The 11624-nt window shown below is 59.6% G+C and carries 9 protein-coding genes; 5 read left to right on the plus strand and 4 right to left on the minus strand.

The annotated features are described in order from the left end of the window. Positions 1-102: 102 nt before the first annotated feature. A complete protein-coding gene (locus ABX749_RS07775) occupies positions 103-1986 on the minus strand; it encodes a RecQ family ATP-dependent DNA helicase (protein WP_372895470.1) in 1884 nt (627 codons plus the stop codon). A gap of 270 nt (positions 1987-2256) precedes the next feature. Here ABX749_RS07775 and ABX749_RS07780 point away from each other — a divergent pair, with 270 nt between their 5' ends. From ABX749_RS07780 to ABX749_RS07790, 3 genes are all read left to right on the plus strand, one after another. Further along, positions 2257-2739 (plus strand): hypothetical protein, encoded by a 483-nt coding sequence (locus ABX749_RS07780; protein ID WP_372895471.1) that lies wholly within the window; start codon positions 2257-2259, stop codon positions 2737-2739. 99 nt (positions 2740-2838) lie between these two features. After that, positions 2839-3468: a Uma2 family endonuclease gene (locus ABX749_RS07785; RefSeq protein WP_372895472.1), complete on the plus strand. Its 630-nt coding sequence runs from the start codon at positions 2839-2841 to the stop codon at positions 3466-3468. A 19-nt stretch (positions 3469-3487) separates the two neighbouring features. Continuing rightward, a complete protein-coding gene (locus ABX749_RS07790) occupies positions 3488-4423 on the plus strand; it encodes a hypothetical protein (protein ID WP_372895473.1) in 936 nt (311 codons plus the stop codon). A 64-nt stretch (positions 4424-4487) separates the two neighbouring features. Here ABX749_RS07790 and ABX749_RS07795 read toward each other — a convergent pair whose 3' ends face one another. Further along, positions 4488-5471, minus strand: a complete 984-nt coding sequence (locus ABX749_RS07795) for an SMP-30/gluconolactonase/LRE family protein (RefSeq protein ID WP_372895474.1) — start codon at positions 5469-5471, stop codon at positions 4488-4490. A 29-nt stretch (positions 5472-5500) separates the two neighbouring features. Next, positions 5501-7612 (minus strand): ATP-dependent zinc metalloprotease FtsH, encoded by a 2112-nt coding sequence (gene ftsH, locus ABX749_RS07800; protein ID WP_372895475.1) that lies wholly within the window; start codon positions 7610-7612, stop codon positions 5501-5503. Positions 7613-7885: 273 nt separating this feature from the next. On the opposite strand from ftsH, the gene dxr reads away from it, so the two are divergent. Together dxr and ABX749_RS07810 are read left to right on the plus strand one after the other, a co-directional pair. Beyond that, positions 7886-9166, plus strand: a complete 1281-nt coding sequence (gene dxr / locus ABX749_RS07805) for a 1-deoxy-D-xylulose-5-phosphate reductoisomerase (RefSeq protein WP_372895476.1) — start codon at positions 7886-7888, stop codon at positions 9164-9166. An 8-nt stretch (positions 9167-9174) separates the two neighbouring features. Next, a complete protein-coding gene (locus tag ABX749_RS07810; RefSeq protein WP_372895477.1) occupies positions 9175-11316 on the plus strand; it encodes a site-2 protease family protein in 2142 nt (713 codons plus the stop codon). Here the strand turns inward: ABX749_RS07810 and ABX749_RS07815 are convergent. Then, positions 11313-11624: hypothetical protein (locus tag ABX749_RS07815; RefSeq protein WP_372895478.1), on the minus strand; the 312-nt coding region annotated here is incomplete at its 5' end. The two genes, ABX749_RS07810 and ABX749_RS07815, sit on opposite strands and share 4 nt — an antisense overlap.

The raw sequence follows: 11624 nt of genomic DNA on the forward strand, positions 1-11624 counted from the left end.
AGTAGGCCGTAGTGGACGAGGCGACGAGTCCTCGACCCGAAAATTGAGTAGGCCGTAGTGGACGAGGCGACGAGTCCTCGACCCGAGAATTGAGCGAATTTGCTATCCGTCACACGCCAGGGTGATACGGATTTCGTCGTAACTGACTTCGCCGCCCAAGTGATCAAAGATCGGTTTCATTTTTCCGTCGCCGGCCAAATGCTTATTTGCCAAGACGCGTTGGGCTGATTCAGGTTTCACCCAGGGCGTCGGATCATTGATGCCGTGGTGCCGGATGTAATCGGCCAGATACTTGACGATCGTGCTTTGGGCGCGGGACATCTTTTGAGCGACCGATTCGATCGAATCGCCCGAACGAAAGTAATCAAACGCGGCCAACGAGCTGATGGCGGGGACGAAGGAGTCACTCCCATCGGCAGACTTCTTGCTGCGTCCGGTGGCCGTCAACTTGGGCGTCCCTTGACCACGCAGCAGACGCCGGCCTGATTCGGTCGGCGCCAGCGTTTTGTAGGAGCCGCTGCGACGGAGGTATTTCTGGCTGATCAGTTGTTGGATCCACACTTTGATCGCCATCGGACCATGGTCGCCGAGGGCGCCGAAACTGTTCAGCCGGTCGTGATTGGACTGGAAGATACGTTTGTCGGATTTTCCCGCCAGCACGCGGGCGACATGTCCGGCACCGTACTTTTGTTTCAACTCCTGCACGCACGCGACAACGGTTCGCGCGATGTCGGACGACTGGTCGTGCAGTTCCAACTCGCCCAGGCAAACATCACAGGCGCCGCAACGCATCACGCCGTAGTCCTGTCCGAAGTATTCGACGATCGCTTTATGCCGACATTTGACGTCGTTACAGAGTTCAAACATGGCCTGTAGCGAATCTCGGGCGACTTGACCGGCTTCGCCGTGCATCACGTCGCTCCAGACCAGGAAGTCACGTGGACTGTGCAGCAACACGCACTCCGCATCCAGCCCGTCGCGACCGGCTCGACCGCTTTCCTGCTGGTAGTGTTCGACGGACTTCGGCATCCCGGTGTGAATCACAAACCGAATATTCGCTTTGTCGATTCCCATGCCAAAGGCGATCGTGGCGACGACGATGTCGCAGCGACCCTGCATGAAACTGTCTTGGTTCGCCTTCCGCTGCGGCGCGGTCAGGCCGGCGTGGTACGGTTTGGCTTTCAACCCCAGCGTCCGCAACGCCTGGGTCGTCGTATCGACTTCGCGACGGCTGAGACAATACACGATGCCCGACTGGCCCCGGTGACGATTGACGACGTCCATGATCTGCTGCATCTTTTGCCGAGAGCGGATCATCCGATACGTCAGATTCGGGCGATCAAAATTTCCGATCAGAAAACTCGGCTCGCAAAGCCCGAGCTGGCGAGCGATGTCGCGGCGGACCGGCTGCGAAGCCGTTGCGGTGAACGCATGAACGGACGCCTCGGGGAACACCTGCTTGAGCGTCTTGAGCTGCTGATACTCCGGGCGAAAATCGTGCCCCCATTGGCTGACGCAGTGTGCTTCATCGATCGCGAAATAGCGGACACATTGCTGCTGACGCAAGAAACCGAGCGTCTTGGGCGAGAGCAAGCGTTCGGGGGCCAGGTACAGCAATCGAAGTTCGCCGCGACGAATTCGTTCGGCAACCTCCCGCTTTTCGGTTTCGTTTTGCGTGCTGTTGATCAGCGCCGCCGGAACTCGCTTTTCCCTCAGCGCATCAACCTGGTCCTTCATCAACGAAATCAGCGGCGAGACGACGACCGCAAGCCCCTTGTCGCGAGGGCCATCACTGTGGCGGCCGTCACTGCGGGAACCATTGTTACACAGTGCCGGGGCTTGAAAGCAAATCGACTTGCCGGCTCCGGTGGGCAGCACCGTCAAGCTGTCACGGCCGGCGAGAATGGTCTCAATCGACTGCTCTTGAAGCGGGCGAAATGAATCGTAGCCCCAAACGTTCTTCAACACACACCGTACATCATCCATCGGTCTTTCCCTGAAAACTTGAGTGCAATTGACAAAAGTGATCGGGTAGTCCGATGGCTGGTGTGGGACTCAAAACGTCCCCGCGCCCAGCGGCGATCAGTTCGCTGGGCGAATCATTGCAAGTCGGCGGGATCAAGTCAACTATTTTTTCAACGCGATGACCCGCGATGCCCCCGGCGGACAGGATCATCCTCCGCATCACCAACCCTTCCGATAGAATGAACACTCCGCATCGCAAATTCCTGTTTCGATGAGCCTTACCGGATGACCGTGCCCGAATCTTTCCACTACGTCCATCTGCCTTGCGGCGAGTTCACCGAGATCCGTGGCCCCGAGTTTGAATCGGTCGCCAATCCGCTCTCGGGAATTCAGACCACACTCTGCGCCCACTGCGGACAGCAAGACGATGTGGAAGAGTTTTGCTGGGAGGGCTCGGAGGAAACGATCGCCGACTACTACCACCGACTGTTGCTGCAAATCCCGGAACAGGAACTCGACCGAGCCGGCCGCGCGGGCATGTTCAAGTACTTGATCATGGGTGGCATTGGCGGATTCGCCGCCGGCGTGTTCATCGGATTGATTCTGGGGAGACTAGGGCCGATCGTGGCGATTGTCGGTGGATTGATCGCCGTGTTGTTGTTGACGACGCTCGGCGTGTTGATGGGGTTCCTGCACTTCGAAAACAACGTCGTGGCCCCGGTCGTCAAGAAGTATTGGAACGTGGACGACGTTCGGCTGCTCGTCCAGCAATGATCGACTGCTGGTTTCCAGACTTTGCATCGCATCGAGTCGGAGTCTATGCTGGAAACGCTCTAGAACTCGAACCGCCCCCTCATTTTAGTCCAGCAAGTGATGTCCAGCGAGCCGCGAGCGAGCCAAGCCGGCGAACTCACTTGGGAAATCGCCAACCTCTATCCTCGGCAGGGAGCATGGTCGGAGTCGGATTACCTGAGTTTGGACGCTGGGCGACTGGTCGAGTTTGACGGTGGTTTCTTGGAGATCCTGCGCATGCCGACGGAATTGCACCAGGCCATCACACTCTTCCTCTGGCTTCAGCTTCAAGCCTTCATCAAAACCAACAGCCATGCGCAGGGCGTATGCTTGGTCGCTCCACTGCCGGTTCGTTTGTGGGAGGGAAAGTTTCGTGAGCCTGATGTGATGTACATGTCAGCTGAGAACCGCGAGCAACGGACTGCCAAGTATTGGAAGGGCGCCGACTTGGTGATGGAGATTGTCAGCGAGAACGATCCGGATCGCGACTGGGTCGAGAAGCGGCACGATTATGCGAAAGCCGGCATCAGCGAGTACTGGATCGTCGATCCGCGTGATCGCAGCATTACCGTTTTTGGGCTTGCCGAATCCGTATCCATCTACCACGAACTGAGCCGAAGCATCGACGGCCAACAGGCACCGTCGCGGTTGCTGAACGGATTTGTCGTAGATGTATCCACCGTGTTTGATCGCCCCGAACTGACACAGTAGCAGCGGCCGACGGAAGATCATGCTCCAACCCAATCAAACGTGTCGCGACGGCCATTGGAGTCATTGGTGCTGGTGGACGGCGCTGGCGTTGCTCGTGTTCGGTCTGCCACAATGCAGTTTGCTGGTCATCAAAGCGATGGTCTGGATTCCGCTGGGCAACATCATGAGCGATCCAGAGGAGATCGCGATCAGCTTTGCGATCTATGGCGTTTCAACAGCGATCTCGTTCGCGTCGAGTCTGGTGATCCTGGCCGCCATCCTGCTCCGTGCCGGACGCGGTTGGCAGCGTTTGTTGATGGCGGCCGGTTTTGTGGCCGTGCACTGTCTGGTGACGGGACTCGTGCTGCTCGCCACAAATTTCCGCTGGATCCAACTCGCGATGCAAAGCGACACGGAGTACCTGCGCGTGGTCTCGCACCTGCTGATGTCTCCGGCCCTCTCGTTTGCCTCGGTGTTTCCGGCCGCGGTCATGCAGTTTTTCAGCGGATGGACGATCACACGCGGCCGGCAGGCTCCCAAAACTCACGTCGTCAACGTGCTCGCGCTGATGGAATGGGTACTGGTCAGCGCGCTGATTTTCACCTTCGTTCGACTGTCGTTTGTCGCCAATTATCAGTCCAACGTCGATGTGTTGTTTTATGAAGCCTTGATCGTGATGTTGCCGGCGATCGGGGTGGGGATCGTCACGATGCTGCTGTTTCGCTGGCTGCTGCGAGCAGACGGGCAACCGCGCCGCTTTGGAATCATCGTGATGATCGCGTTGATCCATGGTGCCGTCTTCGCCGCCGCCGTGGTCACGCAACAGATCAAGGACAATGGCATGGGGCAAGATCTGACCTTGCACTACAGCGTCGCCCCCTTGTCGACTTGCGCGACCGGAACACTGATCGCCGCCGCCGTCGTCTTCTGCCTCCGTCGGCTCGGCTATCGAATGCACGCCAGCGGAAAGCGTTAGCGACCGGCGCGTGATGGACTGGACATTCACACCTGCCACTGGCTAACGCCACGTGCCGGGAGGATCACTTCATCTTCACGCGACACAAGAAGTTGTCCGCGGTGATGTACAGGTACGCTTCTTCGGCATCGAAGGTGCAATTGCTGACGCGACCGCCGGTGATGATGCGACCGAGTAACTTGCCGGCGGGCGAGAGCACGTAGATCGCGCCCGGGCCGCTGCCGAAGATCGTTCCATCTTTTTTGACGGTCATCCCGTCGGGAAGTCCCGGATAGTCCTTCATCGCCTCTTTGGCATCGTGCAAGACCTTTCCCTGGCCCAGCTTGCCGTCATCACCGATCGGAAACGCCATCCAGATCGGGCGTTCGGGATCACTTTGCGCGACGTAAAGTGTTTTCTCGTCCGGCGACAAACCGATCCCGTTGGGCCGCGTCATCTCTTTGGTCAGCAGCGTCAGCGTTCCGTCGGCGCCGAGTCGGTAGACGCCACAGAAATCCAGTTCGCGTCGCGGGTCCTCGGCGCGTTCGGGTAAACCGTAAGGCGGGTCGGTGAAGTACAGATTGCCGGATTTGTCGAACGTCAAATCGTTGGGACTGTTCAGCCGCTTTCCTTGGTAGCGATCGACCAAGGTCCGTTTGCCGCCGCCGCGGGTGAGCACCGAAACACGACGGTCACCGTGCTCGCACATCGTCAACCGATGTTCCGGATCGAGTGTCAGCCCGTTGGATCCGGGTTCCAAGCCGTAGTAACTGACACCGGTGTAGCCGCTCGGCCGCATGAACAATTCGACGCCGCGCGACTGGGACCAACGGAAGATACTGTTGCGTGGGATGTCGGAGAACAGCAAATGGCCGCCTCCATCGTCCGCGATCCAGACCGGCCCCTCGGTCCAGGTGAACCCCCCCGCCAGCACTTCAATCTTGGTGGCGGCGTCGGCATAGGTTTCCATCTCCGGCGCCAACACTTCGATCTGGCCGATGGTGGAGGGCGTTTGTGCGACGCCGCAGGTGGCGAGACCGAGCAACAGCAGACTGAGTAGTTTTCGCATCGAGTTGAATCAAAAGGAAAGGAAGAGCGTTATTCCGCGTCCTTTAGTGTATCCAAATCGTTTTCCGGTTTGCGAATTTGTGCCCGAGGTTTTTCGGTAATGGTTCCGGGGACCAACCAGGGGCCGGTGGAATGTTCGTTGATGATGCGGAACAGTTCGGTGTTGTCGATCGACTCGACCTCCAACAACCGTTGCGTGATCGCTTCGAGCACCTCGCGCCGCTGGGTCAAAATTTCGCGGGTTTGGGTGAGTGCGTCCTCGACGATCCTGGACACTTCCTTGTCGATCAGTTTGGCGGTGTCTTCCCCGTACGTCATGCTGTGTCCGTTGCCGCCGGATCCGGTCAGAAACGGCGACGCGGTGCTGCGGCGATAATTGATCCGTCCCAGCCGGCTCATGCCATAGTCCATCACCATGCTGCGGGCGATTTCGGTGCAGCGTTCCAAGTCGTTTTGGGCGCCGGTGCTGATGTCCTGCAACACCATTTCCTCGGCCAAGGTGCCGCCCAGCAAAACCTTCATCCGGCTTTCCAATTCCAGCTTGGTCATCAAATAACGCTCGGATTCGGGACGCTGCATGGTGTAGCCCAGCGCGGCGAACCCGCGGGGGATGATGCTGACCTTGTGGACCGGATCGGTGTTGGGCAGTGCGGCGGCGACCAGAGCGTGGGCGGCTTCGTGATAGGCCACGCGGATCTTTTCGTCTTCGTTCATCACGCGGTTTTTCTTTTCCAAGCCGGCGGTCACGCGATCGACCGCTTCGTCGAACTCGGTCGTGCTGACGGCCGATTTGTCCGACCGCGCCGCCAACAACGCCGCTTCGTTGACCAGATTGGCCAGGTCGGCGCCGACAAAACCGCTGGTGATCGACGCGATGTGTCGCAGGTCGACATCGTCGTCCAATTTCACACTGCGGACGTGGACCTTCAAGATCGCTTCGCGGCCGGCGAGATCGGGCCGGTCGACCAAGACTTGGCGGTCAAAACGCCCCGGACGCAGCAACGCCGGGTCGAGCGTTTCGGGACGGTTGGTGGCCGCGACCACGATGACTCCGTTGTTGGAATCAAAGCCGTCCATTTCGACCAACAAGGCGTTGAGCGTTTGCTCTCGTTCGTCGTGGCCGCCGACCACGCTGCCCGAACGGCTTTTGCCGAGCGCATCGAGTTCGTCGATGAAAATAATGCACGGCGCGCGGCTGGTCGCCTGCTGAAACATATCGCGAACCCGCGCCGCACCGACGCCGACGAACATTTCGACAAAGTCGCTGCCGGACAGGCTGAAGAACGGCACTCCGGCTTCACCGGCGATCGCCTTGGCCAACAGCGTCTTGCCCGTCCCGGGCGGTCCGACCAGCAACACGCCCTTGGGGATTCGGCCGCCGAGCGCCTGGTATTTTTCGCTGTTCTTGAGGAAGTCGACGACCTCACGGACCTCTTCGACCGCTTCGTCAATGCCCGCGGCGTCTTCGAAGGAGATCGACAGGTCTTCTTGGCCGTGCAGTTTGCCGCGGCTGCGGGAGAATGACATCGGAGAACCGACTCCGCCGATTCGCCGCAACATGATCACGCCGATCGCGATGATCGCGCCGAGCATGAATAGATTGAACCAATTGTCCGCCAACCATCGATTGGGGCGGGCGTTGTCCCAAGTCACCCCCGAGTCCCGCAAGATCTGGTCAAAGTAGGCGTCTTGGGTTTCGTTCTGCACGCGGATGGTCTTGAAATCCGTCTTCGTCGGCACGTTCTCGGGGTCATCCTCTGCTTTTCGGCCCGATCCCAACGAGCGATACATCACCGTCCCGGTGATTTCTTCGTCGCCGAGTAACACGAGCTGTAAATCAGAGAACTCCAGCTGAATCTTTGGATCCTTGGGCGAATCGACCACCACGCGAGGCGTTTCCGGCTGGCCGCCTTCGCGTTCGATTTTCTTTTGTTTGGCATGTTCGACGAGCAGCTTGGCCAAGTCGGGGTAACGCAGCGAGCGAGTGTTCTGGCCGAACAGCAGGGCGCTCATCATCACCGCCAGGATCACGCCGATGATGACCAACCAAACGCCACCGGTCCGCGTTTCGCGCGACGGCGCGTCGCCGCCTCGGTTGTTTTGGTCATCGGAACCGCGATTGGATCGTTTCTTGTCACTCATCGAAGATTGATATCTGCGTCGAAAGATGGGAAAGAGAGGCGACGTCGGTCACCGAAGCGTTTGGTGGTTCGGCCCAGACACGCGACGTCCGCGTGGTGCGAATCGAGCAAATTAATCGAATCCAACCAAATCACACGCCATTGTTCGGTCCAATGGCACGCGGGACAACCCAGCGCGGGCCGAGCATAACGCAAGGTCGGGTCGTAACAATCGAACGGATCGTCCATGATAAAGGTTTCAAGGGATTCTACCGGAGCTGATGGAACCGTCACCGTGACCAAACTCTCAACCGCCCCCCCCTGCGAATCCGAGTTGCCTGCCGACCGTTCCAAGCGATCGACGGTCAACGTTGCGGTCCTGGGGGCGACCGGCAGCATCGGCACTTCGACCGCCGAAGTGATCGGTCATTTGAATCGCATCGACCCGGACCATGCATGGCGGTTGTGGGCCGCATCGGGGCACAACAATCTGGACGTGTTGGAAACGCTGGCCGGACAGGCCTGTCGAGACGGCCGAGCACCGGCGCGTCTGATTTTTTCCGATCCCTCATCGATCTCGCCCGAAACGGCGCTGCGGCGATTTGAATCGCTGTTGGACCATTCGGGCGGGCTGCGGTTCGGCCCCGACCAGCTGGTCGACGCCGCACGCGATCCCGAAGTCGACGTGGTGGTGGCAGCGATCGTCGGCCGTGCGGGACTGGAAAGTACCGTCGCAGCGGTCGAAGCCGGCAAACGCGTGGCGCTTGCCAACAAGGAAACACTGGTCGTGGCCGGCGGCCTGGTCAGCGAGAAAGTGGCCCAATCCGACGCCCAGCTGCTGCCGGTCGACAGCGAGCACTCGGCGATCTGGCAGTGCATCGCGCACTCGCCGAGCCCCGCCAAGCGGTTGATTCTGACCGCCAGCGGCGGCCCGTTTCGGTCCGCCAGCGCGGCGGAGATGCGAAACGCCACGCCGGACTGCGCCCTGGCGCACCCCACCTGGCAGATGGGGCGGAAAATTTCGATCGATTCGGCGACAATGATGAACAAGGCGTTGGAGATCATCGAAGCCAGGTGGCTGTTTGACGTCTCGGCCGACCAAATCGAGGTGATGATCCATCCGCAGTCGATCATTCATTCGATGGTGGAATTCCAAGACAGCTCGGTGCTCGCTCAACTCAGTCCACCGGACATGCGATTGCCGATTCAGTATGCTCTGACGCACCCCCGACGTCTGCCTTGTCCGACGCCGCCGTTGGATCGCCAACAGACCTGGGATTTGAGTCTTCAACCGGTCGATTTGGATCGTTTTCCGGCGTTGACACTCGGTTTTGAGGTCGCCAGGGCCGGCGGAACCGCCGGCGCGGTGGTCAATGCGGCCAATGAAGTCGCGGTCGGTCTATTCCTGGACGGCGAAATTCGGTTTACTGACATCGTCCCCCTGTGCCAAAAAATGCTCGAAAACCACACCTTCGAGCAGCGGCCCGGATTGGCCCGTCTGCTGGAATTAGACCAATGGGCACGCCAAGAAACGCGGCATTGTGCCGAACGCCTTACATCCCCTCCTCGTAGATAACCAACGATATGATCAGCGATCTGTTCCTCCTGCTAGCCGAATCCGAACCGGAGGGTCTGATGGCGGTGGGAAGCAAATTCCTGCTTTGGACGCGGGTGGCGCTCGGCATCGGCCTGGTCATCTTCGTCCATGAACTGGGGCATTTTGTCGCCGCGAAGACCTTCGGCGTCAAATGCGAAAAGTTTTACGTGGGCTTCGATCCGCCGATGAAGATCGGCCCGATCAAGCTGCCGTCGACGCTCGGCAAATTCACCTACGGCGAGACGGAATACGGGATCGGAATCATCCCGCTGGGCGGCTACGTCAAAATGCTCGGCCAGGACGATGACCCGCGCAAGATGAAAGACGAAGCGGCCCGAGCGCGGCAGTTGGCCGGCGACGAAGAGGTCGATGACGATCAGGACGGTGAATCGGACGCGTCCGCAGCGAGCGAACTGGCGGAATTGGATCCCCGCAGCCTGCCGGCCAAACCCGTCTGGCAACGCATGATCATCATGAGTGCCGGAGTGTTCATGAACGTCGTGACCGGTGCGATGTTCGCCGCCGCCGCGTTCTTTTATGGCGTCCCCTACACCCCCGCCATCATCGGCGGCGTGACCCCGGGCGGCCCCGCCTGGCAAGCCGGAATCGAACCCGGCGGACAAGTCGTCTCGGTCGACGGCATGGACGACGCCCAAATGCACTTCCGCGAGATGCGTTCGGCGATCTTGCATGCCGGGTTGGAAACCCCGGACCGCCCGATCCCGTTGACGGTCGCCTTCGACAGCCGCAATGTTCAATACGAACTCGTCACCCAGCCCCATCCGCTGCAGAACCGGTTTCGGATGATCGGCATCACCAGCCCGACATCGACCACGCTCAGCGATTCCGAAAACGCGGCCCCCCGCAGTGTCGCCGCAGACGTGTTGACCGAGCAAGATCTGGGCGCGACGATCGTCTCCTTTAACGGCACACCGATCGACGAAAACGCGATGGTCCCCGGCACGCCGTTGTTCGACTATCTGAACACACATCCCGATCAATCGATCCAATTGGGACTGCGTCGCGCCGACGGCAGCAATCACGTCGTCGAATTGCCGCCGCAGCAATCCAAATGGATCGGGATCCGCACCGCCGCCGGACCGGTCACCGCACTGGTCACCAACGGCCCGGCCGAAAAAGCCGGGCTGAAAGTCGGCGATGTGATCGAAGCGGTGGGCGATGTGACGTCGCCCGACGGAGAGGAATTGGTGCTGATCCTTGCGCAACGCGAGCCGATCGTGTTGACGGTGCGTCGCGGAGAAGAAACGCTGGAAATCGAAATCACTCCCGACGATTCTCCGCAAACCCTCTCGCCCACCTACGGTACCGGCGACAAGGCATCGATCAACGCCTACGGTTTTGCCTTCGATTTGCCCGCCACGGTCAGCGCCTTCGACCGAGCACTTTTGGTCAAGGGCGACGAACTGCAACCGACCGACGAACTGAAGAGCATCACGCTGCTGGCGAGCAACGAATACCCGGATGATTTCTCGACCGGTCCGCTCGCCGGCCTGGTCGAAGAACTGTCCAAGGGATGGAAATTTGATGAAGTCCAGACGGCGGCCGGGTTCTTTGAATCGATTCAATCACTTCCCGAAGGAACCGAGTTCAAAGTGTTGGCCGAACGTGCCGAAACCGGTGTGATCGTCGAATCGGTGGTGAAACTGACGACAGATCAACGCGTCCGGTTCGAACGCGGACTGGGCTTGGTCGCAGCCGAAGAAATCCAGACGGCGAGCTCGTTGAAGGAAGCGTCGGTGCTGGGGATTCGTGAATGCCGGCGCCGACTCGGCGAAGTCTTTCGGTTCCTCAACATGCTGGTCCACGGCAGCGTCAGTAAAGATCAAGTCGGCGGGCCGATCAAGATTTTCCAAGTCGCCGGTAGCGAAGCCGAACGCGGCGTTTCGGCTCAACTGCTGTTCTTGACGATGCTCAGCATGAACCTGGCGGTGCTCAATTTCTTGCCGATCCCCGTCCTGGACGGTGGTCACATGGTGTTTCTGATCTGCGAAGCGATCATGGGGCGTCGTGTGAACGAAGAACTGGAGATGCGTTTGACGCTGGTCGGCGGGCTGATGCTGCTGGCGCTGATGGTGTTCGTGTTCTTCAATGATTTGATCAATATCTAGGCCGAGTGGGTCGTCGTTGGATCATCAGCCGTTCGTCGCGGAAGGAGGTAGCGGAACGGCGCGAGCCGTCCGGTAGCAGCCGCAAAAACGCCCGAAAGACCTGAGGGCTCGCGCCCTACCGCTAACAATTGACGAAGGTAGCGGAACGGCGCGAGCCGTCCGGTAGCAGCTGCAAAAACGCCCGAAAGACCGGAGGGCTCGCGCCCTACCGCTAACAATTGACGAAGGTAGCGGAACGGCGCAAGCCGTCCGGCTGCAGCCGCAAAAAAGCCCAAAAGACCGGAGGGCTCGCGCCCTACCGCTAACAA

The organism is Stieleria sp. (assembly GCF_041595215.1).
In the GTDB taxonomy this organism is placed as follows: domain Bacteria; phylum Planctomycetota; class Planctomycetia; order Pirellulales; family Pirellulaceae; genus Stieleria; species Stieleria magnilauensis.

What these genes read in the sequence shown, in the direction of transcription:
- ABX749_RS07775 (WP_372895470.1), bottom strand. Translation starts at nt 1,986, where the DNA reads ATGGATGATGTACGGTGTGTGTTGAAGAACGTTTGGGGCTACGATTCA.
- ABX749_RS07785 (WP_372895472.1), top strand. Translation starts at nt 2,839, where the DNA reads ATGTCCAGCGAGCCGCGAGCGAGCCAAGCCGGCGAACTCACTTGGGAA.
- ABX749_RS07790 (WP_372895473.1), top strand. Translation starts at nt 3,488, where the DNA reads ATGCTCCAACCCAATCAAACGTGTCGCGACGGCCATTGGAGTCATTGG.
- ABX749_RS07795 (WP_372895474.1), bottom strand. Translation starts at nt 5,471, where the DNA reads ATGCGAAAACTACTCAGTCTGCTGTTGCTCGGTCTCGCCACCTGCGGC.
- ftsH (WP_372895475.1), bottom strand. Translation starts at nt 7,612, where the DNA reads ATGAGTGACAAGAAACGATCCAATCGCGGTTCCGATGACCAAAACAAC.
- ABX749_RS07810 (WP_372895477.1), top strand. Translation starts at nt 9,175, where the DNA reads ATGATCAGCGATCTGTTCCTCCTGCTAGCCGAATCCGAACCGGAGGGT.